Below are 23737 nucleotides of genomic sequence, written 5' to 3' on the forward strand. Positions count from 1 at the left end.
ATGCGGAAATGACCGATTTGGTATCTATACCTACGCTGAATACCGCGCGTCTCGAACTGCGGGCACCCATAGGCGAAGACTATCCTGTGTACCGCGATTTTTTTGCCGATGCAGAAGCTTCGCATTTCTATGGCGGTCCTTTGGACGCCGACCGGGCATGGCGCGTGCTGGCCACCGACCTCGGTCATTGGGCGTTACGCGGCTATGGCCGCTGGTCCATTGTTGAAAAGGCCACAGGACGCATGGTCGGAGGCTGCGGCCTTTGGTGGCCAGAAGGCTATCCCCGGTCAGAACTCACTTGGTGGATTATCCCTGCCGCCCGCCGGCATGGATATGCTCTCGAAGCCTCCCGCGCCGCAATTTCCTTCGGCTATGACAGGCTTGGCTGGGATATGGTGGAAACCCATATGAATGATGACAACATCGCTGCGCGGAAACTGGTCGAGAAACTAGGCGGCAGCATATTCATGCGCGAAACATTTCCGGACGGACTGGCGCGGGATATCTTCCGGTTGCCACGCTCATAATCAGAAGGGAACGGGCTGCACTTGGTTCGGCATGGCGGCGGCTAAATCGCCGGAATCACCAGTCTTGGGTCAATCCGGGCGCTGTTCCATTTCATGCCCCAATGCAGATGCGGACCGCTGGCACGACCGGTCGCACCGACTTTTCCGATAATCTGCCCTTGCTTCACTACATCACCTTCGCGCACCAAAAGCTCGGAGCAGTGCAGGAAGGCGCTGTTGAGGCCCATGCCGTGGTCTATCATCAGCAAATGCCCTTCCAATGTGAAAGCCTCATCAACCGCAGCGAGCGTGACTACGCCGTCGGCTGGCGCGACGAAGGGAGTGCCTGAAGGTGCGGCTATATCCATGCCGCTATGGTAACTGCCGGGCGTGCCATTATAGATGCGCTGCGCACCGAACAGTCCGGAGATTCGTCCTGTCACCGGGCGGATGAAATTCTGCCGCCATCCATCACTGTTTACCCGTAAAGCGCGCGCGGCATTGATCCGGGCCAGTTCCGGTCCGCGCCTCGCCTGAAATTCCTCGGTCGTTTTGGCGCCGCCGGTCGGGTTGGCAGCGACATGTTCGATCTTCCAGTTACCCGGTGCAACAGAAAGATAATGCTCCATACGCTGCCCGTCAGAAAACAGAGCGACCAGACTGGCGCTATTTTCAGCATCGCGATCAAAACCGATCAGGAAGAAGCCTTCGGCCGTTAAGGGAAGTTCGGTGCCGTTGAACAAGACCGCACGGGTACCGCTCGGTGCCCGGGCTGTCACGAGGCCTCCTTGGACTGCAGGTGCGGAAAACCAGAAGTCGGGGCGTTGGCTTTCCACCGGAATGCTCACGGAATGTGTCGGTGCAGCCTGCGCGGGAGTTGGCCCGACCGTGACCGGTGCATTACGCGCAGGGGTGGATGCTTGTGGCGGTGTGGCCGTGCATGTAGCGAGAGCCGCGAAAGCCACCGCAATAACCGAGCCGCGTCCGCGCATCGGAGATTTATCCTTTTCCGAGCGCCGCCCGTGTCGAAATTTCCGCACTGGCGTAGGGTTCCTGCTTGATCACACTCCAATAGCGTAATTCTTCCAACGGGATGGCCTGCCCAGTGACCGCGCACAGTACATGGTCCCCCGGACTCAACAGACGGAATCCATTTGCCATATAATGGAGGCGTGCGACTTTATTTTTGCTCAACATCAACATCCTTCCATTATGGCGCAATGCGCATGAATGGGCAATGATGGCCTTTAGCCTTCAAACAAATTGCCCTGATTTGGTGCGGGACGCGGCGCTTTGGGAGTGGCGGGCCTGGGCGGATTTGCCGCACCATGTATCGTGGCTCCGACCTCTCCATCGGCAAAGCGCAGGCCGACATCACCGGCCAGCAACGCGGCCTCGCGGCTGATAATAGTTTTGCCATGCGCGTCAGTGACCCGGGCAAAGCCGCGTTTCAACGGAGCTTCGGGATGTAAACTGCCTGCCAGCCGTGCGAGCGCATCCAGCCTTTGCTGTCCCTGATCCACTCGGCGCGCCAACAGGCGGGGGTGCAGCATCTGGGCTGGACCGGAAAAAGCTAGTTCAGCCTTTCCTACACGCGTGCGGAGCGACTGGCGCAGCCGTTCGGCCAATTCGTCGGTCCGTTGCTGGTGCGGGGCGGACAGGTCGGTCAGTTTCGGCATAAGGCGGCGCTGCGCCTCCAACCTCTCCGTCGCCCGGTCGACATGACGACGGACTGCGCCTGACATCCGCAATGCGGCCTGCCCGACGCGCTGCAGCAATTCGCTACGTACCGGTACGGCCATTTCGGCTGCGGCGGTTGGTGTCGGTGCACGGACATCCGCGGCAAAATCGCATAAGGTCGTGTCGGTTTCATGTCCCACGGCTGAAATGATCGGAATGGTGCAGCCCGCGACCGCGCGTACAACAACCTCTTCATTGAACGCCCATAAATCTTCAATCGACCCACCACCACGCGCAACGATGACGAGATCGGGCCGCGGTACAGGTCCACCGGCTTCCATGGCTGAAAATCCGTTGACGGCACGGGCAATCTGGGCGGCGGCACCTTCACCTTGGACGAGCACTGGCCAGACCAGGACATGGCTAGGAAAGCGGTCCGCAAGGCGGTGAAGAATGTCGCGAATTACCGCGCCCGTTGGGGATGTAACGACACCAATAGTGCGGGGCAGTGAAGGAATGGGGACTTTTTTCTGGGGTGCAAAAAGACCTTCGGCGGCAAGACGTGCCTTCAGCTTTTCGAACAGCAGCATCATTGCGCCTTCACCGGCGACTTCGAGGCTTTCGACGACAATCTGGTAATTGGACCGGCCCGCGTAGGTGGTCAGTTTGCCGGTGGCGATGACTTCCAGGCCGTCTTCGGGGGCAAAGGGCAGGCGTGCTGCACCGCCTTTCCACATCACCGCATCAAGGCGGGCATTTTCATCCTTCAGGCTGAAATAGATATGCCCGGACGCTGCGCGCTTGAAACCGGAAATCTCCCCGCGGACGCGAACATGTCCGAAGCGGTCCTCGACCGTCCGCTTGAGCGCGGATGACAATTCGGACACGCTCATGGCCTGGGCATTGTCGCCGGCGCGCTCCTCGGCTAACAGGCGCGCAGTTGGGCCGTTGGGGTCATTAAAAGGGGCGTTGTCGGACATGAATATCTTGCTCATCGGTTCAGGCGGACGTGAACATGCGCTCGCGTGGAAGCTCGCACATTCACCTTCCTGTGATACACTCTACGCCGCGCCCGGCAACCCCGGGATAGCTGAGGAAGCAGAGCTGTTGGATCTTAATGTCGCCGACCATGCTGCCGTGATCTCCTTTTGCGCGGGATATGATATCGGATTGGTGGTGGTGGGACCCGAGGCTCCCCTGGTTGATGGATTGGGTGACTCTCTGCGCGAAGCCGGCATTCCCGTATTCGGACCGAACCGGCAGGCCGCGCAGCTCGAAGGTTCCAAAGGTTTCACCAAAGATATGTGCGCCGCCGCCAACATCCCGACGGCGGGCTATCGGCGGCATGACAACAAGGCCGCTGCATTGGCAGGACTTGATGAGTTTAAACCGCCCTATGTGATCAAAGCGGACGGGCTGGCCGCCGGAAAGGGCGTGATCATTGCCGAAAGCCGAGGCGAGGCCGAGGCAGCGATAGAGGATATGTTCGGCGGTGGCTTTGGAGATGCCGGAGCAGCGGTCGTGTTGGAAGAATTTATGACCGGTGAAGAAGCAAGTTTCTTTGCCCTGACCGATGGCCATGATGTTGTCGCTTTCGGTTCGGCGCAGGACCATAAGCGGGTAGGCGATGGGGACACCGGTCCAAATACCGGTGGCATGGGGGCGTATTCCCCCGCATCCGTGCTGACACCTGCTCTGCAGGACGAGGTGATGGAGAAAATCATCCGGCCTACCGTTGCCTATATGGCGGATCAGGGAATGCCTTATTCGGGCGTATTGTTCGCCGGATTGATGCTGACCGATGAAGGGCCAAAGCTAATAGAGTATAATGCCCGATTTGGTGACCCCGAATGCCAGGTTCTGATGAGCCGTTTCCAGGGCGATCTGGTTACCCTGATGCTTGCCGTTGCAACCGGTAACCTTTCGTCTGCGGACTTGCCCAGCTTCTCGTCCGGCACGGCATTGACGGTTGTCATGGCGGCCCAAGGATATCCCGGCACTCCGAAAAAGGGAGGGGCAATCTCAATCGACTATGTCACCCAGGCCAAGGTCTTCCATGCAGGCACTGCGGAAAAAGATGGCATGCTTATTGCCAACGGCGGCCGGGTGCTCAACGTGACGGCAATGGGCAGCAATGTGACCGAAGCACAGCGCAATGCCTATGCCGCAATTGAGACAATTGATTTTCCAACCGGTTTCTACCGCCGAGACATTGGCTGGCGGGAAGTGGAGCGCGAGTCAGGCATTTGATTTGCGCTTTTGCTTTCTTCGAAAATTTGCTTAACCTGCCGCGTTGAATTGAGGGCCGTTTCGGGGAGAAAATCATGACAGCATCTTTGTTGATTATCGTAAGCGCCATTATCATATTCACAGCATTAATGTGGTGGCTGCTCGCATTAGGTTCGGTCAAAAAAGGATCCATAGAAAAAGATACTGCAGCGCCCAAGGCTGTTCCGGCACCTCCGGTTGCAGCAGCCCCTCCTCCTGCTGCACCTAAAGCGGCCGAACCTGCCAAATTGATGGATGATCCGGCGCCTGCGTCAAAGACCGCGCCGGCGAAGGCTCAGGCACCGTTAAAGGCCGCCGCGACCAAGGCTGCCCCTGCCAAACCGGCAGCAAAAAAAGCCGCCGCGCCCAAGCCCGCTGCACCTAAGGCAAAGGCAGAAAAAGCGGTCACAGCGAAAGCGGCTGCACCAAAACCGGCGGCTAAAGCGCCTTCTAAAGCACTGGCAAAGACAAAAGCTGACCCAGCACCCAAGGCAAAGGCGGCAACCAAAAAGGCTGCGACAGCTCCTGCGCCCAAGACTCCGGCCAAGGCAGCGGCAGCAGCACCTAAGGCTTCTCCAGCAAAAGCAAAGGCGGCACCGAAGCCGAAAGCAGAAGCCAAACCAAAGACGGCTGCGAAGCCTGCCATTCCGGACAATCTGGAATTACTCAAGGGCGTTGGTCCCAAATTGAACACGCTGCTTAAATCGCTTGGTGTCACCAGCTTTGCCCAGGTTGCGAAGATGACGCCTGCCGATGTGGCGGAACTGGACAGCAAGCTTGGTACTTTCGCTGGCCGGATTACCCGCGACAATTGGGTTGATCAGGCGTCGCTTCTGGTCGCAGGCGATGTCGCCGGTTTTGAAAAGAAATATGGCGCCCTCGGCAGCGAGATCGCCAAAGGCTGATTAGGAACCCCTCCCGGGTTGCGGGAGAGGTCAAGCCGTCTTGCGGACGCGCGTAGGTCGCGGTTGCAATACCCCGCCACAATTGGGGCATCGTCCGCCGAGCGGACCATCCACACAGGGCGCGCAGAATGTGCATTCATAGCTGCAGATGCGTGCATCATCGCTTTCCCATGGTAGCGGTGTTGCACAGCGTTCACATGTGTCACGCATTTCCAGCATGATACCCTCCTTATCGTCCGACCCGTTGCAAACCGGTTCCGTGCATTTTCAGCCAGCGATCTGCGGTTTTGCGCTCACCTTCATATAGCTCATCCAGCCAGGCGTAGAAAGCCGGGCTATGGTCCATATGCCGCATATGCGCGACCTCGTGCGCGATCACTGAGCGCCGGACATATACAGGCGCCATGATCAGGCGCCAGCTGAGCGATATCGTGCCCCTGCTGGAGCAACTGCCCCAACGGCTGCGGGGATCGCCTAGCGATAGCCGTGGAACCGGCTCGCCTGCCTTTTCACAATAGTGCCGGATCTCCCGTTCATATATCTGGCGCGCCTCTGTCTTGAGCCAGCGTAGAATGCGCCCTTCAACCGAGGTTTCAGGCCCACCAAGCCGTATCACCCCTTCGCTGCGCCGGACTGAGCGCGGCCATTCTTCGCGCCATTCAATCACATGGCTTTCGCCCTCGACCGCGATTTCCCCGCCGGGGCGTATGGGTGCTGCATCCGGCGCACTTTGCAAGCGTGCCGCGATCCATTCACGCTTCTTGGACACAAAATCGAGCGCGACAGTGGTTGGCGTATAATGGGGCATGGTGATCCGAATTTCCCGCTTTACCGCATCGGCGCGCATGGAAATGCGGCGTGCGCGCGGGTTGCGCCGGATCCGTACCGGAACCTTCTCGCCCTCGATATCTACCTCCGGGTCAGAGAGGCTGTTCGATAATATGGTTTTCAAGCGGTCCAGCATGCAGTTCGGATATTGCCCGACCTTTGACGGACATGCCAGCCTGATGAATCGTTTCCGGACTTCCGCTTACGAGATAGTGCCATTCGGGCAGCGGCTGTCCTGCCGCGCGCAACACATAGGCGCATGTGGACGGCAACCAGACATATTCGTCAATCTTGCGTGGTGTCAGCCGAAGGCATTCGGGTACAATGGCTTTACGGTGGCGATAATCGGCACAGCGGCATGTGTGCAGATCCAGCAATTTGCAAGCGACATTGGTGGGATAGATACGACCGGTATCCTCATCCTCAACCTTGTTCAGGCAGCATTTGCCGCATCCATCGCACAGTGCTTCCCATTGCGCGCGGTTCAGCGTATCGATCGGCGCTTCCCAGAAGGGTGTTTCAGCCATCGCAGGGTCAGCGAACCCACTTTTCAAGTTCGGCTTCAACCAATTTTGGCGCGCCTTCATTCGCATCTGTCTTCGGCTGATCGGCTGGCAGGATCGCAATTGGTTTGCCGTCGGGCCCCATCAAATAGGGGGTCTGGCTATGGCTCATCAGGTAATTCTCGGGCGAAGATCCTTCAACGCGGCTCGAATAAATCGCGAATTTTTTGGCGGCATCGGCTATTTCAGCATCGGTACCTGTCAGGCCCAGCGCCCGGGAATGAAACGCGCCTACAAATTGCTTGAGCACCTCTGCTGTGTCGCGCTTGGGATCGACGGTAATGAACAATGGCTGGATCTTGGCGGCCAGTTCGGGTTTGGACTTTTCAAAGGCTTTCAGGCCGGCCATCAAATTTTGCATGTCTGGCGTGCAGATGTCGGGGCAATTGGTATAGCCGAAATAGACGATACGATACTGGCCGTCGAATTCCTTCCACGTCCGCTTTTTGCCGTTCTGGTCGGTCAGGGTGAAATCGCCGCCAATCGCCGCACCCGCCAATGGTGCATCCGCCAGCGAGGGCTGGGTTGGCCCTTGATTACAAGCGCTCGTGACAAGCAGGAGGGACGAAAGTGCGACCGATAGCGCGAGACGGTGATTTTTGTTCATAGCGGGGCCAGACATGGTCTGCTAATGCACGGATATCAAGTATTTTGGGCAGTAAATTATGGGGCGGTTTTTCGTGAACAAGAAAATGTTTTTGGCTATTTTGGCGGCATCACTGTTTCCGCTGGCGTCCGGCGTCGTGGCTCCGCCAGCCCAAGCCCAGTTTTCGGACAGCTACAACTTTCTGAAGGCTGTCCGCGAACGCAAAGGCGAAGAGGCGGAGAAATTCCTGTCGGAACCCGGAACCGTGATCGTCAACACGCGTGACAGCACCAGCGGCGAAACCGCGTTGCACATTGTCATCACCCGTCGCGATTCAACATGGCTTGGATATTTGCTTCAAAAAGGCGCCAATCCCAACCTGGCGGATAAGAAGGGTACGACGCCCCTGATGCTTGCGACCCAACTCAATTATGTCGAAGGTATCGACTGGTTGGTGAAGAAAAAGGTGCAGGTGGATCAGACCAACCGTTCGGGAGAGACCGCGCTGATCTTGGCGGTTCAGTTGCGGAATGCCGAAGCGGTGCGCGCCTTGCTAAAAGCCGGTGCCAATCCCGACAAGAAGGATAGCCGGGCTGGTTATTCGGCCCGCGACTATGCCAAACAGGATGGACGCGCGACCGCCATCGTTTCGATTATTGAAAATCATGGAAAGACGGACGCTCCGAAAAAGCCGGCAGAGCTCGACTTTTCGGGTATTGGCGACAGCAAATAAAATTTATCCGGGGATGAACTTCATCGCCACGCCATTCATGCAGTAGCGTTTGCCCGTCGGCTTTGGTCCGTCGTTGAATACATGACCCAAATGCCCGCCGCATCGGGCGCAATGCACCTCTGTGCGTGGCAGGCCGATCTTGTAGTCGGTCTTTGTGCCGATCCCGCCCGCCAGCGGCTGCCAGAAACTTGGCCAGCCGGTGCCGCTGTCATATTTGGTGTTTGAGGAAAAAAGGCGCTGGTTGCATCCGGCGCATACAAATGTTCCTTTGCGCTTTTCCTTATTCAACGGACTTGTGAAGGGCGTTTCTGTGTCCTCCTGACGCAGCACGCGGTACGCTGCGGGCGACAGCTTTTTCCGCCATTCCGCATCGGTCAGTGTGACAGCAAAGCGGGCCTTGGCGGTTGCGTCCTTGCCGCATCCGAACATGAACGCGGCAACACCTATGCTGCCCAAGGAGAAAAATTGACGCTTGCTCAGCTTCATGACGAATATCCTTTATCTGGTGACAGACCTAAATACGCATGATGCTGCCAAAAGGTTTCATCTCAATATTTGGAAAGCTCCACCATCATCTTGCGGTAGCCATGCACGAAGCACCCTGACACGCGTTCAGGCTCGGCCACCACATTGGGACGCAGGCGTCGTGCAGCCATTTCTTCGAGCAGGATGCGGATCTGCAGTTCGGCGAGACGCGCACCCACGCAACGGTGGATGCCATAGCCAAAGGCAAGATGTCGGCGTGCATTTTCACGGTCGACGATCAACTTGTCCGGGTTGTGGAACACGCTTTCGTCACGGTTTGCGGACAGATACCACATACCGATCTTGTCCCCGGCCTTGATTGGCGCGCCGAAAAGGTCATGGTCACGCAATGCCGTACGCCGCATGTGGGCGAGCGGTGTCTGCCAGCGGATGATTTCGCTGACGGCATTGGGGATGAATTCGGGATTCTTTTCCAGCTTTTCCCGTTCGTCCTGGAAGCTGTGCAGACCATAAGCATAGCCCGACATGGAATTACGGGTCGTATCATTTCCGCCGACGATCAGCAGGATCAGATTGCCCATATATTCGAAGGTCGTCATGTCCTTCATCGGCGAATGGATCATACGGCTGATAAGGTCCGGCGCTTCGCCCCGATCTTTGCGTTCGTCCCACAGGCGCTGGAAATAGGCGCCCATTTCGAACATTTTTTCCAGTCGGGCTTTGCGGGTTTCTTCTGTACGGAACAGTTCCACGTCGCCTGCCCAATCCGACCATTCGGTAAGCTTGCGGCGGTCTTCCCACGGGAAGTCGAACAGCAGGGCAAGCATTTGTGTCGTGAGTTCGATCGACACCAGGTCAACCCAGTCAAAGGCCTTGCCCAAAGGAAGCGAGTCGAGCAGTTCACCGGTGCGACGGCGTATGTCACCGGACATTTGCTCCATGGCTCCCGGCGTAAAGGCAGGGGCGATTACACGGCGTTCCTCGGTATGTTTCGGCCGGTCCATTGCAATGAACATGGGCATAACAATCTTTTGATCGTCCGGGATAGGCTCATCCAGCGCATCGTCGTCAATCAGCGTGATTCCGCCATGTTCAAACGAAGACGAATATATGTCCGGCAAGGCCTCCACATGCTGGATTGCCTTCAAAGTGGTCACATTCCAATAGCTGCCGAAATCGGACCCTTCGATCTTGTTAATCGGAGCTTTGTCCCGCATTTCCTTGAATATTGGATGCCAACGATCTTCGGTGTAGATTTCCGGACGGGTGACATCCCATTCATGCGGCGCCTTGTTGACTTCCCAAGGAAGCGAATCGGATTCGAAAATGGGGGCAGTGGCCATTGGGGTAACTCCTCTCGACGCTGAAACTGCCACTACTTACAAATATGTCAATCCCGTTTCGATAAGCAACTGATCTCGAATTTTAAACAATTCAACCGCGGACGGTGATCAACCCGAACAATTTGCGCTTGCCTGCATCCTTGATCCGACCGGCATTCCCCGATTTCATAACGTTGCGTTTGAACAGCACGACCCCAAGGCGCAGCAGAAGAATGGCAAACAGGATCTGGCCGATAATAGCCACGGCATGATGCCACAGATTTGGCTCAAGCGCGGCTCGGCCGATCATTGCAAAGGGCGAGCTGAACGGAAAAATTGCGGCAAATTGTTCAACCGGCTGGCCCGTCTTCGTCAAAGCATAAGAGGCAAAGAAGAAGTTTATGAGTTGCGCCATCGTCACGGGCATCGAAATTGTCTGTACCTCGCGAACGGTCGCGGCCATCGCGCCGATACCAAGGAAAAGCGCCCCCAGCATCAGATAAGCCATGATGAAATAGGTAAAGCACAAGGTGATGAAAATCGGCCAGCCTACCGCCGGCGTCGGGAAGTTGGGAATCCCCTGCGCCACCTGAAGACCAATGCCGCCGACCGCGGTCCAGACAAATATGCCAAGCAATGCCATGCCCAGCATGGCAAACAGCTTGCCCAGAAAGACCGATTCCATGGGAATGGAGGCGGCCAGTATTTCGATAATCTTGTTCGATTTCTCTTCGACGAGGTTCGACAAGACCATTCCTGCCAGCAACATCGTCAGGAAAAAGACCAGGATTTGGCCGCCCTGTGCCGTGACGGTGCGCAATTGCTTGTCATTATTGGCCGTCTCCGCCACGAAATCGGCTTTGGCTTCGGGTAACTTCATTGCTGCCGGGTTTCGGGCATAAGCTGCGAGCAACTCAATGGCCGCGCTCTCTCGTTCAACAGCCCTTTTGGTTCCGGTAACTGTGGGATCTTCGAGGCTACCGGTTACAACAACACTCAGATTATCTTCCTTCTTTTTCAGATAATCTTGCGGATCCTTGTTCCCGTCGCGGGCCGGATCACCGACAATTTTCATCTGGGTGAAATAACTTTCCCCCATGTTGACGGCGAGGGTCTCGCGGGCCTTCATCATTTTTTCGGAGTCCGGCTGGACCATGGCTAGTCCGACGACAGGCTGCGCGGCTTCACGTGCGATTTGCCCGCCTAGATTTCCCGCAGCGATGCCGACCAGGACCGGGAAAAACGGGCCAAGCAGAAAGAAGATGAAGGCCTTGGAATAGATGATCGCCGTGAAGTCGCGGCGGGCGATGACCAGGGCTGCGCGGAAAATCTCCTTCACAATATCTCTCCAGCTACAGGTTCATCCATTTCGGCGGCCACCGATTCACCCGCAATCGCAACAAAGGCATCGTGAAGACCGGGGCGTTCGATCGACAGGGATTTGATGCCCGCCTTGCCCTCTACCAATGCGGTCAAAAGCGGCTCCACACCGCTTTCGGGGAGAGTGAAATGCCACCAATGCCCCTCCGCACGCGTGTCGGCGGGCAGCGCCTTGCGCCACACGCCATCCAGCGTTTCGGTTTCAAGGTGTACCTGCGGGCGCAACCTGTCACGGGCTTCGGACACCAACCCGTCAAAGCTTATCTTGCCCTTTGCAATGATGGCGATGCGTTCGCAAAGGCGTTCGGCATGCGCGATCACATGGGTCGAAAAAATGACCGTCACACCCTTTGCCGCCTGAGCCCGGATCATTTTTTCAAGCTTTGCCTGATTGAGTGCGTCCAGGCCTGAAAAAGGTTCGTCCAGCACGATCAGTTTCGGATCATGGACGATGGTGCCCATCAGCTGCACGGTTTGCGCCATGCCCTTGGAAAGCTGCCGGATTTGGCGATCAGCGGCGTAGCCCAGGCCAGCTTCTTCCAGCAACGCCCGGCCTTTTTCTTTACCTTCCTTCAGCGAAAGGCCACGCAGTGCGCCCATGAACGCGATCGTATCGACGGCACGCATCGATTGATACAGGCCACGTTCTTCGGGCAGATAGCCGACATTGCGCGACTGCGTGATGGGTCGGTCCGACCCGAGCAAAGTGCGCACGCCTTCATCGGGATCGATGATACCCAGCAAGGTACGCAACATTGTCGTTTTCCCGGCACCATTTGGTCCCAATATGCCGAAAATGCTGCCTACAGGTACTTTCAGGTTTACGCCGTCGACTGCCCGAAATCCGTCGAATTGCTTGACAAGTCCCTGTGCCTCGATTGCATACATTCTGTAACGCGCCCCGGATGATATTGAGGTGCTGAATAGGGTTGGCGTGTGAAAAGACACAAGACAAATTTGGTTAACGCGCTGAAAGCCAAGGCGGCTAGCGAAGGATTTGTCGCCATCGGCATTGCGCCCGGCCATTTGGCGCCGGCGGCAGGTGCGCGGCTGAGGCAGTGGCTGGACGATGGTTGCCATGGTGAAATGCTGTGGATGGAAAACCGCGCGGACCAACGCGCAAACCCGGATATCCTCTGGCCGGATGTGAAGTCGGTTATCATGCTGGGCATGAGCTACGCCCCCGCGGCCGACCCAATGGCGCTGGCGGACTGCGGCGACCGCGCGCGCATTTCCGTCTATGCTCAAGGCCGCGACTATCATGATTTAGTCAAAGGGGCACTGAAACGTGTTGCCGGCTGGCTGGCGCATGAGGCGGATGTGGGGGTCAAGGTTTTCGTAGACACCGCTCCCGTCATGGAAAAGGCACTGGCCGAAGCCGCCGGTCTTGGCTGGCAAGGCAAGCATAGCAATGTGGTCAGCCGCGATCATGGAAGCTGGTTGTTTTTGGGCGCGATTTACACGACGGCGCAACTTGAGCCCGATAAAGCAGGGACGGACAGATGTGGTTCGTGCCGTGCCTGTCAGGATATTTGCCCGACCAACGCCTTTCCCGCTCCCTATAAAGTCGATGCGCGTCGGTGCATTTCCTATCTGACCATCGAACATAAGGGGCCGGTTGATCGGACGCTGCGTCCTTTAATGGGCAATCACATCTATGGGTGCGATGATTGTCTGGCGGTTTGTCCGTGGAACAAGTTTGCGAGCTCGGCGGCTGCGCATAAGGCTTTTTTGCCGCGTGCCGAATTGGTTGCGCCACGCTTGTCGGATCTGCTGACATTAGATGACACGGCATTCAGGGCGTTGTTTTCAGGCTCGCCAATCAAACGGATTGGCCGCAACCGATTTGTGCGCAACGTCCTGATCGCAGCGGGGAATAGCGGGGACACAATGTTGCTGCCTCAAATCATCCCATTGGTGAATGATCCAGACGACGGGGTTCGGGGAAGCGCGATCTGGGCATTGGGGCGGCTGGCACCCACCGAGTTTGAGGACATGAAAATCCGCCATGCGCCGTTAGAGATGAGTCCCGATGTCCGGGCAGAATGGGACTTTGCCCCAGACGAAGGCTCCGTTCCTGCACTGCTCGCCTAACGACGGCTCAGCGCCTCGACACAGGCGGCGCGGTCTACTTCGGCGCCGTCACTTCGGCGGGCATCAATATGCGTGACTATTTCGCTGCCGCCTTTTCCGTCGGGATATAGAAAGGCATCAAGCACGCAGGCTTTGCCGCTAAACTGCATCTTGCGGCCGTAGACTTCGATGACATCGAGGCGGGGTTCGCCAAACAGGCGTTTTAAAGTCGCTATGTCTTTACCCATCACTGCTTCCAGTCCTTTCTTTTCAAGGACGGGGCGACCGGGGAAAGCCGAAGCCGGGCGTTCGGCAGGTGTTTGCGGGCGAGGTGCCGGTGCCGGTGCGGACGCACAGCCGGCGACCGCAATGCTCATCAGAACAGGGAGGACAAGTTTCACAGTTTCGCGACTCCCGAATGCACCATATGAACGGCCATGGCGGTTGCCAGAACAGGCACAAAAAGGTTGAGGACCGGCACCAGCATCCCCGCAGTTCCCAATAGTCCCAAAAGCAGGCGGGGTAGTTTGCGGATGGAACCGTGATCCTGACCGTGGCGGGCAATCAGCATATCTTCGAGATCGCGACCCAGCAGCAGTGCGTTGACAAGCAGGAAAGCGATGGCCGTACCGATGCCGGTAAAAAGCAGCACCACATAAACCGGAAGTGCCAGAAGATTATAGGCAATGACCCGGATAACCGAACGGATCGCCATCTTCACGCCCGTCGCAAGTCCGGGGCGCTTGCCTGTGTCGGCATGGTGCGGATAGTGGCGGTCTTCGACGGCATCGATGATGTCGTCGGCAAAGATCCAGGTCATCGCAACGGCGACGACCCGGAACAGCAACACCGCGGCTAACAAGGATAATGCCGCAGACAGCAACGCCGACCAGGTTCCGTCATCGGCCAGTTGCAGCCAATCGAAAAAGGCATCCAGCCCAAACCAGAGGCCGATACCGATCAGGACAAAGGCAGCAAGGGTAAGGGTGATGACCTTGACCAGGAGCAGAGCGACGCGTCGGTCCGTGAGGCTTTGGAACGACAATATAAGTGCTTGGATCATGGATGCACTCTAAAGCGCTTGCTCCAAATGTCCAATCCCACTAGGGCGCGCCGGACCGTAAACAGGATATATTATGACTGAAATTCGTTATGACGTGCTCGCAATCGGCAATGCGATTGTAGATGTTATCGCCGATACCGATGATCGTTTCATCACCGAACAGGGCCTGACCAAAGGCAGCATGCAGTTGATCGACGAAGCGCGGGCAAAAGCGCTTTACGACCATATGGGGCCGGCACGTGAAATCAGTGGTGGTTCGGCTGCCAACACTTTGGCCGGTCTGGCGCGCTTAGGTCATAAAACCGCATTTATCGGTCAGGTGGCAAATGACCAGCTGGGCAATGTGTTCGCACATGATATCCGGGCTGGCGGCATCCATTTTGATATTCCGGCGCGTGAAGGCGCCCCGGCGACGGCCTGTTGCTATATTCTGGTGACGCCTGACGCCCAGCGTACCATGAACACCTTTCTGGGTGCGTCGCAATATCTGCCCGCGCGGCTGATCGACAAGGAACTGATCGAGAGCGCTGCAATTCTGTATCTCGAAGGCTATTTGTGGGACCCAGAAGAGCCGCGCGCCGCCATGCGGACAGCCATCGACGTCGCACGCGCGGCGGGGCGCAAGGTCGCCCTGACGCTTTCCGACGCATTTGTCATTTCCCGGCACGGACCCGACTTCCTGGCTGAAATGGATGCAGGACGGATCGATATCCTTTTTGCAAACGAAGTCGAAATCTGTGCGCTGCATGGCAGCGATGATTTCGAAGCATCGGTTGCGGCAATTGCGGCCAAGGTTCCGCTGCTGGTGTGCACGCGTGGCGAACATGGGGCGATCGCTGTCGAAAATGGCGTGCGGACCACAGTTGCGGCAGAGCCTGTTTCACGTCTGGTCGACACCACCGGAGCAGGAGACCTGTTCGCAGCGGGCGTCTTTGCAGGTATCGCGCAAAAGCGGCCGATGGCCGACTGCCTGACGATGGGTGCAGTGTGTGCAGCCGAGATCATCTCCCATTATGGCGCGCGGCCTGAGGCCGATATCGCCGAACTGGTGCGCAACAGGCTGGGCTAATCGGACTTCTTGCGGAACAGCACCCGGTCGTCCGGGCCGAAACCCCACCGCCAGATGATCCAGCTATACAGTCCCAAAATGACCGGGATGCCGATGGTCAGTTCCACCCATTCGAAGCGGGCAGGAACACTGACGATCAGCATTCCGATACCGGCCGCGCCGATGACCGCGAAGATAAGGGCGCTGCGCCAGATACTGATGCCGTGACCCAATAGGCGGCTCAGGAAACGCGATTTGATGATCGAACCGATGCCGAGCGAAATCATCAATCCGCACGCGACCGCTGCAGCCTGGTAAAGACCGACATAGGACGGCTTTATTGGCAAATAGGGAATAAGCATGATGAGCCCCACGCTTACCAAAGCCTGGACGGCGAGCATCATGATGGAGATCAGCAAATTGCGGTGCCGCGCCATATAGACCAGAGCCGATTCACTGACGACCGCCGTTGCGGCGGCTACTTCTGCGGCCAGCAAAAAGGCGAGGGCACCTGTTCCGCCAACAAATTCAGGCCCCACCAGACCCATGACCGCTTCGCCCGGTATGCCAAGGGCCAACGCGATTCCGGCTTGCGCAGCGATAATCCAGAAACCCACCTGCCCGACTTGCCGGGCAATTTCGGCATAGTTTTTGGTCTGTAAATTACGGGTAATGACAGGCCCTAAAATCGGGTCAAAACTGGTTTTCAGCTTTTGTGGCAGGCTGGCGACCTGTTGGGCTACATAATATATCCCGACCACCGCAGGCGAGGCGAACAACCCCAAAATGGCAAGGTCCAGTCGGCGGCTTCCCCATTCCGCGGCATCGGCAGCGGCGAGTGGCAGGTTGCGGCGCGCGATGACATAGGATCGAGACAGGCTCGGCACCCAACCCCAGGCGATCCCGTAACTGCGCCACAAGGGCCATAAGGCGAATAGCAATGCCGCAATCAGTGACGTGACATAGGCAAGGATCAAGCCGTCGCGCGCCGAATAAAAGTAGAAGGCACCGGCGGCAATGCTGATGGTCCACGGTTCCACAATGGCGCGCGCACGCACGGTTGATACGATATCAAAGCGGTAAGCCAGAGCCGCAAGCGCAATGTCGGTGGCGACGATGGTGAAAATGACGAGCGGCAGGAACCGGTCCAGTCCGTTTATCGCGCTGTTGGGAAACATGATTTGCGGCACGGCGATCAGAAATGCGGCTCCAATTGCCGAGGCGAGCATTGCCGAAAACATGGCGTCGGCGACCAGATTGGAATGGGGTCGTTCGCCTTGCGATAAAAGTTCCGCCAAGCCCCGGCGCAATCCGAGCGTTGCCAGTTGCGCGACAAATTCGACAATCAATATCGCATAGGCAAAGCGGCCCAAGGCTTCAGGACCGTAAAGCCGCCCGGCGATAAACAGAAATGGGATGCGCGCCGCAAGCCGCAGGAGAAAGCCGAAAACATTCGTCCGCCCGCCTTTGGCCAGCGCCTGAATGTCATCCTCATCGGTCCGGACTTCGGTCAATATCTCATCCCTGTTGGCCGGAGGCTAGCGCAATCGCTGGCAACTTACCAGCTTTCGGCCTTTAGAGGACGCGAGAGCAAGGCTGCGGTCACATCACCGACATTGGCCTTGCCCTCCAGCAAAGCGCAGACGGCGGCGACGATGGGCATTTCAATTCCGAGCTTCTGGGCGGATTGCAGCAATACAGGCGCGGTGAATGCACCTTCGGCGACCGTGTTTCGATCCGAAAGCAGGGCTTCGGCAGACAGACCCTGGCCCAACCCCCGACCGAGCGAGAAATTACGTGAATTGTCCGAACTGCATGTTAGCACCAAATCGCCTAGACCGGAAAGACCGGCAAGCGTTTCAGGCCGTGCACCACGGGCGAGACCATAGCGCTGAATTTCCGCAAATCCACGCGCGATTAAAGAGGCACGCGCGTTGAGACCCAGGCCAGCCCCGTCAACAACGCCGCAGCCGATGGCCAGAACATTTTTCACCGCGCCGCCGATTTCGGCACCTGTCACATCCTCCGACCAATAGGGCCGGAAATGGGGCGCTGCGATCAGGCGCATCAGTACGGCGCCCATAGCCTGATTTGCCGTTGCCAATGTGATGGCCGTCGGCTTTCCGGCCGCCACCTCATGCGCGAACGTAGGACCGGAAAGGACGGCAAGCGGGTTTTCGGGCCGCACCTCGGCCGCGATATCCGACATGAGCATTTCGGTGCCTGCCTCAATGCCTTTTGCACAGAGCAGCAGCGGCGCGTCCGTCTTGGGGAGTGCGGTGAGCGTCGCGCGGACATGTTGGGCAGGGGTGACGATCAAAAGCGCGCCACATGCCTCCATAGCGGCAAGATCGCTGGTGGCCCGAATATTGGATGCGAGTTTCAATCCGCTCAGAAAAAGACTGTTTTCGTGCGTTTCATTTATCGCCGAGACAACTTCGCTCTCGCGCGCCCAAATGAGGACCTCCGGATGGATTTGCGCCATCACGGACGCGAGGGCTGTGCCCCAGGCGCCGCCACCTACAATGCCGACAGGGTATCGCTTTTCACTCATGCTTTCACTCCAGCACCCCGGGCAGGGGCCGCATTCGGGTCCAGTGGCCAGCGCGGTCGCGCAACAAAATCCAATCCGTCGGTCATACCGGCTGCCAGACGTTCGGCTCCGGCCCATGCGATCATCGCGCCATTATCGGTACACAGCCATAGAGGTGGCGCGACGAAACGCATGCCCCGCTCATCAGCAAAATCGGCCAGCATTGTACGGATGGCGCCATTGGCGGCTACGCCCCCGGCAACGACCAAAGCGGACAAGGGTTCGATACGATCCACGGAATAGCTGAGCCGGTCGAGAAGGCAGTCGACAACAGCCTGTTGAAAGGATGCCGCGATATCCTCGACCCGATATTGACCGGACTCATGCGCGCGCAACACCGCACTTTTAAGCCCGGCAAACGAGAAATGCGGTTCGTCCGCACCTTTTAACGGCCGGGGTAGAGGAACCGCACTGGCATTCCCATTTGCTGCAGCCCGCTCGACAGCCGGTCCGCCCGGAAAACCCAGCCCCAAAATTTTGGCAGTCTTGTCAAATGCTTCGCCCACAGCGTCATCAATGGTTGTTGCCAACCGGTCATATTCGCCAACCCCGTTGACCCGCAATAACTGGCAATGGCCACCCGATACGAGAAGCAGCAAATAGGGGAAGGAAAGATCAGCATCGACCAGACGGGGCGAAAGCGCATGTCCTTCCAGATGGTTGACAGCAATCAAAGGTTTGTCCGTTGCCATGGCGAGCGCTTTTGCGGTGACCAGTCCAACCATGACACCACCGATCAAACCGGGGCCTGCGGTTGCTGCAATGGCATCAATGTCGTCAAGGGTCATGCCCGCTTCATCCAGCGCCGCCTCTACAAGTGGTGTCATCAGTTCCGCATGCGCGCGTGCCGCGATTTCGGGGACTACGCCGCCAAAGGCGCGATGATGGTCCTCTTGTCCGGCGAGTGCGTGCGCCAAAATCGTCCTGTCGGAACGCACGATAGCCGCCGCTGTCTCATCACAGCTTGATTCAAGACCCAGAATAATTGCCATTGCCCTTTCCCATAGGTGCCTGCCTCGCTATGAACAAGCGGCATGACGGTCCCTGAATATACTTCGCACACCCCTTTGCGCATCGGAACGCGGCGCTCACCCCTTGCTCTGGCGCAGGCAGAAATGGCGGCAGCGGCAATCAGGCAGGCGCATAATCTCGAGGAAAGCGCGGTCATTTTGGTGCCCATGCTGTCCAGCGGCGACAAAATACAGGACCGCCCCTTGGCCGAGATTGGCGGTAAAGCGCTTTGGACCAAAGAGCTGGAGCGCGCCCTGATTGAGGACGATATTGATATCGCCGTGCACTCCATGAAAGATGTGGAAACCGTTCGGTCACCCTTATTCAAATTGTCGGCGATGCTTCCGCGGGCAGATGTGCGTGATCGGTTGATTGGGGTCACAAATCTCGACGACCTGCGGCCGCAGGCCGTTATCGGAACGTCCAGTCCACGCCGGGCGGCGCAGTTAAAGGCAATGCGGCCTGATCTTGAAACCCGGCCCATTCGGGGCAATGTCGCGACGCGCATGGCGCAGGTGGCGGCTGGCGAATTTGATGCAACCCTATTGGCGGCTGCCGGACTGGACCGTCTTGGTCAACCAGATGTGGGGACCAGCTTGCCGCTTGAAACCATGTTACCCGCCGCGGCGCAAGGCGCCATCGGGATTGACCATTTGGCGTCCCGGGACGAACTTGCGGTGTTTTTGCAAGCGGTCAACCATCCGGCGACCTTTACGGCGGTAACAGCGGAACGGGCATTTCTTGAGGCACTGGGCGGCAACTGCCATTCCCCGGTCGCAGCACATGCAACCTGCAACGCCGATACCATCACATTGCGCGGCGAAATACTGTCCGAAGACGGCAGCGAACGTCACAGCGGCATTCTGGAATTCGTGTCGGATGACCATGAAGGACCGGCCCGCCTTGCCCATGCATTGCTGGAAAAAGCCGGCGACCGGTTGCGGCACCTGTTTGCACCGTGAAGCTTCTGATCGTTCGTCCCAAACCGGGAGCCGATGCCACAGCCGCCCGTGTTGAAGCGGCGGGACACATTCCGGTCTGCCTGCCTTTGTTCGCAACCCAGGCCGTGGAATGGAATCTGCCTGAGGTTGGTGATTTTGACGGGATATTGCTGACCAGTGCAAATGCCTTGCGCCATGTTGACGACCGGCTTGTACAACTGACCTGCCTGCCGCTCTATGCGGTAGGACAGAATAGTGCGGACTATGCGCGGCGTTCGGGCTTTGACGTAAAACATGTGGGGTCCGCAGGAATAGAAAGCCTTTTGGAGCAGATTGATGCGCGTCGCCTGCTCTGGCTCGCAGGGGAAGACCGGACGTCCTTTGTACCGCCGCCCGGCATGCATATCGATTGCCGGATTGTTTATCGCAGCGCCACTCTGCCGGTTCCGGATGATTTCACCGGGAAGTTGTTGGACGCAGATTATGTCCTCTTGCATTCCGCCCGCGCGGCATCGCGGTTTTGCTCTTTGGTTGAGGAACTCGAGATTCCGAAGGACAGGATTTCAATTGCGGCATTGTCCGAAAAAATAGCTTCAGCAGCAGGAACAGGCTGGGCGAACGTCCGGATCGCGCCGGCGCCGACCGATAACGACCTCTTGTCTCAATTATAAACGCCCTTTACAAAAAGCCATGCTAATCCCTAACTGGTGGTTGGGACGAAGGGGATTTAATGACTGAATTTGCGACGAATGCCGCAACTCCGCGCAATGGAGTCCGTTTCAAGCATATAGCCTTGCTGCTATTCGTTGCCTTTGCGGGCGGTGCCGGGGCCAGCTGGTGGCTGGCGGATGAATATGGGCTGCTGGACCAGAATAGCGCGCCTGCGCCGATAGGACCTGTACAAGACAAAGCACCCGTACAGAATGTAGCCGCCGTGCCGCTGGCGGTTCAACCCTCGGTGTCATCCGTCGATTCTGTGATCGCTGCCGGAAATACGGCGCGGGCGGAAGGCTTGCTGGTGGCGTTTGCGGCCCGGCGCACTTTGGATAGTGGCGCCCCCCTTGGATATCTGGCCGACCAGCTTCGGCTGCGTTTTGGTGCGACCCAGCCCAAAGCGGTCATGACGGTTTTGCAGGCGTCACAGACCCCGATTACACTACAATCCTTGCAGGCAGACCTGACAGCCATAGACAATATGTTGGTCACAGGAACGCGCGAGGAAACGGTTTGGGCGACTATACAGCGTGAATTTTCCGAACTGTTTGTATTGCGCAAATCCGAATCGCCGTCGCCTGCACCGACACAAAGGCTGCTTCGTGCGCATGCATTGGTCGAGTCGGGGAATTTGGGAGGGGCAATTCTGGAAGTATCCGAAATGCCCGGTGCCAATTCGGTGGAAGCGCAGGCATGGCTTGTTCGTGCGCGCACCTACAATGAAACGCGCAAGGCACTCGATCAACTGGAACGAAGCGCATTAGCCGCGCCACCCTTACCAGTGGCGCCCGTCATGCCGCCCATCGCTCCGGAGCCGCAGACAGCTTTGCCGACGACGACACCAGAATAAAAAGCGTCATAAATCTTTCATAAATGTGCGCCTGACATATACAGGCGTCATGGCAACGCGATTCTCCAATTTCAATCTGGCGAACAAGCAGGCAGGCAGTGCCGATAGTGCACCGCCCTTGCCGCTATTGGCGCGCGAGGCGCTCTCCTTTGCCTATATGCGGACCAGTGCCGCCTTTGCCTCGACCGTTCCTCTCGATGTTGCCGGTAATGGTCGGCATGTTATGGTCATACCCGGATTCATGGCATCTGACCAAACGACGTCCCGCCTGCGCCGTTCGTTGCAAAATGCCGGCTTTGCTGCCCATGGCTGGGGTCTTGGCCGGAACAAGGGGATAAGGTCGGATATTTTCGAAAGACTGGGACGCCGTGTTGAAGAACTCGCGATCGACGGGCCTCTGACCCTTGTTGGATGGAGTCTCGGCGGGCTGATTGCGCGCGAATATGCAAAGGTCGCACGTCACGATGTTGACAAGGTCGTTACCTTGGGCAGCCCTTTTTCAGGGGATCCCCGCGCCAATAACGCATGGCGTCTTTATGAATTTGTCGCAGGATATAAAGTCGACAATCCTCCGATTGACGTGATCCTGTCGGAAAAACCGCCGGTCCCAACCTGCGCTTTCTGGTCCCGCAATGACGGGGTTGTTGCCCCCGGTTCCGCCTGCGGTCAGCATCATGAATCGGATCATCAGGTTGAACTGGATTGCACGCATATGGCATTTGTCGCGCAACCCGACGCCATCCGCGCCATTGCCCGGGTTCTCGTTTAAAGGCCTCCGCTTCTGCCCACTCTGGCGGGCCATTTCGCCAACTTAGCGGTTGTGGAATGAATATGCTGTGCTTTGCCATGGAGAAGAAGCCGACTGGCACGATGATTGCTTAGTTCTTGAAGAGTTCATTCTTCAGGAGCCTTTATGCACCACATACTCTTCATCGTCGCCGCCGTTTCGGGAGGTTTTGAGGACTTGCAGGCTTTGGATAGCCGCATTTCCGCCATCGCTCCCCAGGCCGAACAGGTCGATAAACGCCTGAAACTGGCGCAATGCCCTGATGCACCGATTGTGGCGCCCCCGGCGGGCGGAGCCGTGATTGTCCGCTGCCCAGCGCTCGGCTGGCGCTTTCGCGTGCCTGTAAAGGCGTCGCTTGAACCAGCTGGATCACCAGAAATCGTCATTCGCAAGGGCGAAATGGTCGAATGCGTTTCAGATGGGCCGGGTTTTGCCGTTTCTACCACCATGATTGCATTGGAAGACGCGGCAGCAGGTCAGCCTGTCCGCGTCAAATCGCTGACATCGTCGACGACTATGACGGCCTATGTCAAATCCCGGGGTGTCGTCTCGTTCTGAAGCCTGCAGGCGGATCGGTCTACAAGATTGATTTGACAGCAATTTCGTGTGCAATGCAGAGAAACCGGCGCTTGCCGCCACTTTTGTCCTGTGACGGGCGGGTAAAAATTTTTTTCATCCGCCGAATATTTATAAAAGTTTAAGACTAAACTTTGCGCGGCAGTCGCCGTTTCTGCTTTCATACAGGCTGTCGGTTTCCCGACGGTCGATATGGAAAGGAACAGAAAAATGGTGGATTCCGTTACATTCGGACCAGCCAGACTGGCTCCGGGTCTCCGTGCGTCTGGTGCCGCGGAGGCGGCGCCGAAGCGTGAAAAAATGCTCAAACCTGCTGCTCCGCACAGTTTGAGCCTTGCGACAGCATTGGCGCAAAAGGGCCCCCCATATGACGCCGAAAAGGTCGCCTCGTTGCGGGCGGCGCTGGCGAGTGGCGCATATAAGGTCGATTTGGGAGCTGTTGCCGACGGTATCATCCGCTTTGGTGGACAGGATCTGGGCTAGCCCATGATGGATGCCGTCCTTCAATGCCAGTCCGACCTGATCGCGGCGCTTGATACGCAGGATGCGGATGCAATCCTGTCGGCGAGTGGCGCGTTGTCGCTGGCGATTGAGAAGTTGCGGCAAGCACGGGGCGCCCCTCCCAAGGATCAGCTTTCTTACGGCATGAAACAGGCCGAGGCGGCACGTACCCGGGTCAAATATCTGACGGCCTGGAATAGACAGAAAATTGACCGTTTGGCCGAATATCGCGGTCAGGCGTCGTCCGCAATTTATGTGATGCCGCAGAAACACGCGTAAAAGCAGGGTTTTTACAAAACTGGCACGGGCATTGCAGTTCATCC

29 protein-coding genes are annotated in these 23737 nt (G+C 57.5%); 13 read left to right on the forward strand and 16 right to left on the reverse strand.

The genetic code is table 11. From position 1 onward, the window contains the following. Positions 1-8 precede the first annotated feature (8 nt). Positions 9-527 (forward strand): GNAT family N-acetyltransferase, encoded by a 519-nt coding sequence (locus tag FOM92_RS14430; protein ID WP_143777510.1) that lies wholly within the window; start codon positions 9-11, stop codon positions 525-527. Between the two features lie 41 nt (positions 528-568). Here FOM92_RS14430 and FOM92_RS14435 read toward each other — a convergent pair whose 3' ends face one another. From FOM92_RS14435 to xseA, 3 genes are read right to left on the reverse strand one after another with little or no spacing between them, the layout of a single operon-like run. Continuing rightward, positions 569-1498: a peptidoglycan DD-metalloendopeptidase family protein gene (locus FOM92_RS14435; protein ID WP_143777511.1), complete on the reverse strand. Its 930-nt coding sequence runs from the start codon at positions 1496-1498 to the stop codon at positions 569-571. A 7-nt stretch (positions 1499-1505) separates the two neighbouring features. Next, positions 1506-1709, reverse strand: a complete 204-nt coding sequence (locus FOM92_RS14440) for a DUF2093 domain-containing protein (protein WP_143777512.1) — start codon at positions 1707-1709, stop codon at positions 1506-1508. Positions 1710-1753: 44 nt separating this feature from the next. Then, on the reverse strand, positions 1754-3166 hold the full coding sequence (gene xseA / locus FOM92_RS14445; RefSeq protein WP_143777513.1) for an exodeoxyribonuclease VII large subunit: 1413 nt from the start codon (positions 3164-3166) through the stop codon (positions 1754-1756). Here xseA and purD point away from each other — a divergent pair. Beyond that, complete coding sequence (gene purD, locus FOM92_RS14450; RefSeq protein WP_143777514.1) at positions 3165-4436, forward strand: phosphoribosylamine--glycine ligase; 1272 nt, start codon at positions 3165-3167, stop codon at positions 4434-4436. The two genes, xseA and purD, sit on opposite strands and share 2 nt — an antisense overlap. A gap of 74 nt (positions 4437-4510) precedes the next feature. Next, positions 4511-5359 carry a hypothetical protein gene (locus FOM92_RS14455; RefSeq protein WP_143777515.1) on the forward strand — a complete coding sequence of 283 codons (849 nt, stop codon included), beginning with the start codon at positions 4511-4513 and terminating at the stop codon, positions 5357-5359. A 30-nt stretch (positions 5360-5389) separates the two neighbouring features. Here FOM92_RS14455 and FOM92_RS14460 read toward each other — a convergent pair whose 3' ends face one another. The 4 genes from FOM92_RS14460 to FOM92_RS14475 are packed head-to-tail and all read right to left on the reverse strand — an operon-like array spanning position 5390 to position 7357. Further along, positions 5390-5578 (reverse strand): DUF1272 domain-containing protein, encoded by a 189-nt coding sequence (locus FOM92_RS14460; protein ID WP_143777516.1) that lies wholly within the window; start codon positions 5576-5578, stop codon positions 5390-5392. A gap of 10 nt (positions 5579-5588) precedes the next feature. After that, positions 5589-6311, reverse strand: a complete 723-nt coding sequence (locus tag FOM92_RS14465; protein ID WP_170226902.1) for a M48 family metallopeptidase — start codon at positions 6309-6311, stop codon at positions 5589-5591. Next, positions 6280-6714, reverse strand: a complete 435-nt coding sequence (locus FOM92_RS14470) for a YcgN family cysteine cluster protein (RefSeq protein ID WP_143777518.1) — start codon at positions 6712-6714, stop codon at positions 6280-6282. The genes FOM92_RS14465 and FOM92_RS14470 overlap by 32 nt, the downstream gene beginning before the upstream one ends. Positions 6715-6721: 7 nt before the next feature. Then, positions 6722-7357: an SCO family protein gene (locus tag FOM92_RS14475; protein WP_246087316.1), complete on the reverse strand. Its 636-nt coding sequence runs from the start codon at positions 7355-7357 to the stop codon at positions 6722-6724. 73 nt (positions 7358-7430) lie between these two features. On the opposite strand from FOM92_RS14475, the gene FOM92_RS14480 reads away from it, so the two are divergent. Continuing rightward, on the forward strand, positions 7431-8069 hold the full coding sequence (locus FOM92_RS14480) for an ankyrin repeat domain-containing protein (RefSeq protein ID WP_246087317.1): 639 nt from the start codon (positions 7431-7433) through the stop codon (positions 8067-8069). A gap of 3 nt (positions 8070-8072) precedes the next feature. On the opposite strand, the gene msrB is transcribed toward FOM92_RS14480, so the two are convergent. The 4 genes from msrB to FOM92_RS14500 all read right to left on the reverse strand — a co-directional run bounded on the left by msrB (position 8073) and on the right by FOM92_RS14500 (position 12145). Continuing rightward, on the reverse strand, positions 8073-8555 hold the full coding sequence (gene msrB, locus FOM92_RS14485) for a peptide-methionine (R)-S-oxide reductase MsrB (RefSeq protein WP_143777520.1): 483 nt from the start codon (positions 8553-8555) through the stop codon (positions 8073-8075). A 62-nt stretch (positions 8556-8617) separates the two neighbouring features. Next, positions 8618-9898: a cytochrome P450 gene (locus FOM92_RS14490; protein ID WP_143777521.1), complete on the reverse strand. Its 1281-nt coding sequence runs from the start codon at positions 9896-9898 to the stop codon at positions 8618-8620. Positions 9899-9989: 91 nt separating this feature from the next. Beyond that, the gene (locus FOM92_RS14495) at positions 9990-11216 is read right to left on the reverse strand and encodes an ABC transporter permease (protein ID WP_143777522.1); all 1227 of its coding nucleotides are present in this window, start codon (positions 11214-11216) and stop codon (positions 9990-9992) included. Next, positions 11213-12145 carry an ABC transporter ATP-binding protein gene (locus FOM92_RS14500; protein WP_143777523.1) on the reverse strand — a complete coding sequence of 311 codons (933 nt, stop codon included), beginning with the start codon at positions 12143-12145 and terminating at the stop codon, positions 11213-11215. Before FOM92_RS14500 ends, FOM92_RS14495 begins: the two co-directional genes overlap by 4 nt. Before the next feature lie 48 nt (positions 12146-12193). Between FOM92_RS14500 and queG the strand changes: the two genes are divergently transcribed. Continuing rightward, positions 12194-13351, forward strand: a complete 1158-nt coding sequence (gene queG, locus FOM92_RS14505) for a tRNA epoxyqueuosine(34) reductase QueG (protein WP_246087318.1) — start codon at positions 12194-12196, stop codon at positions 13349-13351. On the opposite strand, the gene FOM92_RS14510 is transcribed toward queG, so the two are convergent. Then, positions 13348-13731: a hypothetical protein gene (locus FOM92_RS14510; protein WP_246087319.1), complete on the reverse strand. Its 384-nt coding sequence runs from the start codon at positions 13729-13731 to the stop codon at positions 13348-13350. The genes queG and FOM92_RS14510 overlap by 4 nt on opposite strands. After that, the gene (locus FOM92_RS14515; RefSeq protein ID WP_143777524.1) at positions 13728-14393 is read right to left on the reverse strand and encodes an EI24 domain-containing protein; all 666 of its coding nucleotides are present in this window, start codon (positions 14391-14393) and stop codon (positions 13728-13730) included. Before FOM92_RS14515 ends, FOM92_RS14510 begins: the two co-directional genes overlap by 4 nt. Before the next feature lie 73 nt (positions 14394-14466). On the opposite strand from FOM92_RS14515, the gene FOM92_RS14520 reads away from it, so the two are divergent. Continuing rightward, positions 14467-15462 (forward strand): adenosine kinase, encoded by a 996-nt coding sequence (locus FOM92_RS14520; protein WP_143777525.1) that lies wholly within the window; start codon positions 14467-14469, stop codon positions 15460-15462. On the opposite strand, the gene FOM92_RS14525 is transcribed toward FOM92_RS14520, so the two are convergent. Genes FOM92_RS14525 through tsaD form a run of 3 tightly spaced genes read right to left on the reverse strand, consistent with a single transcriptional unit; the run spans position 15459 to position 19026 of the window. Beyond that, positions 15459-16955 carry a lipopolysaccharide biosynthesis protein gene (locus tag FOM92_RS14525; protein WP_246087320.1) on the reverse strand — a complete coding sequence of 499 codons (1497 nt, stop codon included), beginning with the start codon at positions 16953-16955 and terminating at the stop codon, positions 15459-15461. The genes FOM92_RS14520 and FOM92_RS14525 overlap by 4 nt on opposite strands. A 44-nt stretch (positions 16956-16999) precedes the next feature. Then, positions 17000-17995 (reverse strand): NAD(P)H-dependent glycerol-3-phosphate dehydrogenase, encoded by a 996-nt coding sequence (locus FOM92_RS14530; RefSeq protein WP_143777527.1) that lies wholly within the window; start codon positions 17993-17995, stop codon positions 17000-17002. Then, a complete protein-coding gene (gene tsaD, locus FOM92_RS14535) occupies positions 17992-19026 on the reverse strand; it encodes a tRNA (adenosine(37)-N6)-threonylcarbamoyltransferase complex transferase subunit TsaD (protein WP_143777528.1) in 1035 nt (344 codons plus the stop codon). Before tsaD ends, FOM92_RS14530 begins: the two co-directional genes overlap by 4 nt. Positions 19027-19068: 42 nt before the next feature. On the opposite strand from tsaD, the gene hemC reads away from it, so the two are divergent. The 7 genes from hemC to FOM92_RS14570 all read left to right on the forward strand — a co-directional run bounded on the left by hemC (position 19069) and on the right by FOM92_RS14570 (position 23693). Beyond that, positions 19069-20007, forward strand: coding sequence for a hydroxymethylbilane synthase (gene hemC / locus FOM92_RS14540; RefSeq protein ID WP_143777529.1), 939 nt, complete (start codon positions 19069-19071; stop codon positions 20005-20007). Beyond that, on the forward strand, positions 20004-20657 hold the full coding sequence (locus tag FOM92_RS14545) for a uroporphyrinogen-III synthase (protein WP_170226903.1): 654 nt from the start codon (positions 20004-20006) through the stop codon (positions 20655-20657). The genes hemC and FOM92_RS14545 overlap by 4 nt, the downstream gene beginning before the upstream one ends. Before the next feature lie 59 nt (positions 20658-20716). After that, entirely contained in the window at positions 20717-21550 is an 834-nt protein-coding gene (locus tag FOM92_RS14550) for an MICOS complex subunit MIC60 (protein ID WP_143777531.1), read from the forward strand. A gap of 49 nt (positions 21551-21599) precedes the next feature. Further along, on the forward strand, positions 21600-22319 hold the full coding sequence (locus FOM92_RS14555; protein ID WP_143777532.1) for an esterase/lipase family protein: 720 nt from the start codon (positions 21600-21602) through the stop codon (positions 22317-22319). Between the two features lie 144 nt (positions 22320-22463). Continuing rightward, the gene (locus FOM92_RS14560; RefSeq protein ID WP_143777533.1) at positions 22464-22895 is read left to right on the forward strand and encodes a flagella basal body P-ring formation protein FlgA; all 432 of its coding nucleotides are present in this window, start codon (positions 22464-22466) and stop codon (positions 22893-22895) included. Between the two features lie 228 nt (positions 22896-23123). Next, positions 23124-23396, forward strand: coding sequence for a flagellar biosynthesis anti-sigma factor FlgM (flgM, locus tag FOM92_RS14565; protein WP_170226904.1), 273 nt, complete (start codon positions 23124-23126; stop codon positions 23394-23396). 3 nt (positions 23397-23399) lie between these two features. Then, positions 23400-23693 (forward strand): hypothetical protein, encoded by a 294-nt coding sequence (locus FOM92_RS14570; protein ID WP_143777535.1) that lies wholly within the window; start codon positions 23400-23402, stop codon positions 23691-23693. The last annotated feature ends 44 nt before the right edge of the window (positions 23694-23737 follow it).

This window comes from Sphingorhabdus contaminans (assembly GCF_007280415.1).
Taxonomy (GTDB): domain Bacteria; phylum Pseudomonadota; class Alphaproteobacteria; order Sphingomonadales; family Sphingomonadaceae; genus Sphingorhabdus_B; species Sphingorhabdus_B contaminans.

What these genes read in the sequence shown, in the direction of transcription:
- FOM92_RS14430 (WP_143777510.1), top strand. Translation starts at nt 9, where the DNA reads ATGACCGATTTGGTATCTATACCTACGCTGAATACCGCGCGTCTCGAA.
- FOM92_RS14435 (WP_143777511.1), bottom strand. Translation starts at nt 1,498, where the DNA reads ATGCGCGGACGCGGCTCGGTTATTGCGGTGGCTTTCGCGGCTCTCGCT.
- FOM92_RS14440 (WP_143777512.1), bottom strand. Translation starts at nt 1,709, where the DNA reads ATGTTGATGTTGAGCAAAAATAAAGTCGCACGCCTCCATTATATGGCA.
- purD (WP_143777514.1), top strand. Translation starts at nt 3,165, where the DNA reads ATGAATATCTTGCTCATCGGTTCAGGCGGACGTGAACATGCGCTCGCG.
- xseA (WP_143777513.1), bottom strand. Translation starts at nt 3,166, where the DNA reads ATGTCCGACAACGCCCCTTTTAATGACCCCAACGGCCCAACTGCGCGC.
- FOM92_RS14455 (WP_143777515.1), top strand. Translation starts at nt 4,511, where the DNA reads ATGACAGCATCTTTGTTGATTATCGTAAGCGCCATTATCATATTCACA.
- FOM92_RS14460 (WP_143777516.1), bottom strand. Translation starts at nt 5,578, where the DNA reads ATGCTGGAAATGCGTGACACATGTGAACGCTGTGCAACACCGCTACCA.
- FOM92_RS14470 (WP_143777518.1), bottom strand. Translation starts at nt 6,714, where the DNA reads ATGGCTGAAACACCCTTCTGGGAAGCGCCGATCGATACGCTGAACCGC.
- FOM92_RS14475 (WP_246087316.1), bottom strand. Translation starts at nt 7,357, where the DNA reads ATGAACAAAAATCACCGTCTCGCGCTATCGGTCGCACTTTCGTCCCTC.
- msrB (WP_143777520.1), bottom strand. Translation starts at nt 8,555, where the DNA reads ATGAAGCTGAGCAAGCGTCAATTTTTCTCCTTGGGCAGCATAGGTGTT.
- FOM92_RS14490 (WP_143777521.1), bottom strand. Translation starts at nt 9,898, where the DNA reads ATGGCCACTGCCCCCATTTTCGAATCCGATTCGCTTCCTTGGGAAGTC.
- FOM92_RS14500 (WP_143777523.1), bottom strand. Translation starts at nt 12,145, where the DNA reads ATGTATGCAATCGAGGCACAGGGACTTGTCAAGCAATTCGACGGATTT.
- FOM92_RS14515 (WP_143777524.1), bottom strand. Translation starts at nt 14,393, where the DNA reads ATGATCCAAGCACTTATATTGTCGTTCCAAAGCCTCACGGACCGACGC.
- FOM92_RS14520 (WP_143777525.1), top strand. Translation starts at nt 14,467, where the DNA reads ATGACTGAAATTCGTTATGACGTGCTCGCAATCGGCAATGCGATTGTA.
- FOM92_RS14530 (WP_143777527.1), bottom strand. Translation starts at nt 17,995, where the DNA reads ATGAGTGAAAAGCGATACCCTGTCGGCATTGTAGGTGGCGGCGCCTGG.
- tsaD (WP_143777528.1), bottom strand. Translation starts at nt 19,026, where the DNA reads ATGGCAATTATTCTGGGTCTTGAATCAAGCTGTGATGAGACAGCGGCG.
- hemC (WP_143777529.1), top strand. Translation starts at nt 19,069, where the DNA reads ATGACGGTCCCTGAATATACTTCGCACACCCCTTTGCGCATCGGAACG.
- FOM92_RS14550 (WP_143777531.1), top strand. Translation starts at nt 20,717, where the DNA reads ATGACTGAATTTGCGACGAATGCCGCAACTCCGCGCAATGGAGTCCGT.
- FOM92_RS14555 (WP_143777532.1), top strand. Translation starts at nt 21,600, where the DNA reads ATGGCAACGCGATTCTCCAATTTCAATCTGGCGAACAAGCAGGCAGGC.
- FOM92_RS14560 (WP_143777533.1), top strand. Translation starts at nt 22,464, where the DNA reads ATGCACCACATACTCTTCATCGTCGCCGCCGTTTCGGGAGGTTTTGAG.
- flgM (WP_170226904.1), top strand. Translation starts at nt 23,124, where the DNA reads ATGGTGGATTCCGTTACATTCGGACCAGCCAGACTGGCTCCGGGTCTC.
- FOM92_RS14570 (WP_143777535.1), top strand. Translation starts at nt 23,400, where the DNA reads ATGATGGATGCCGTCCTTCAATGCCAGTCCGACCTGATCGCGGCGCTT.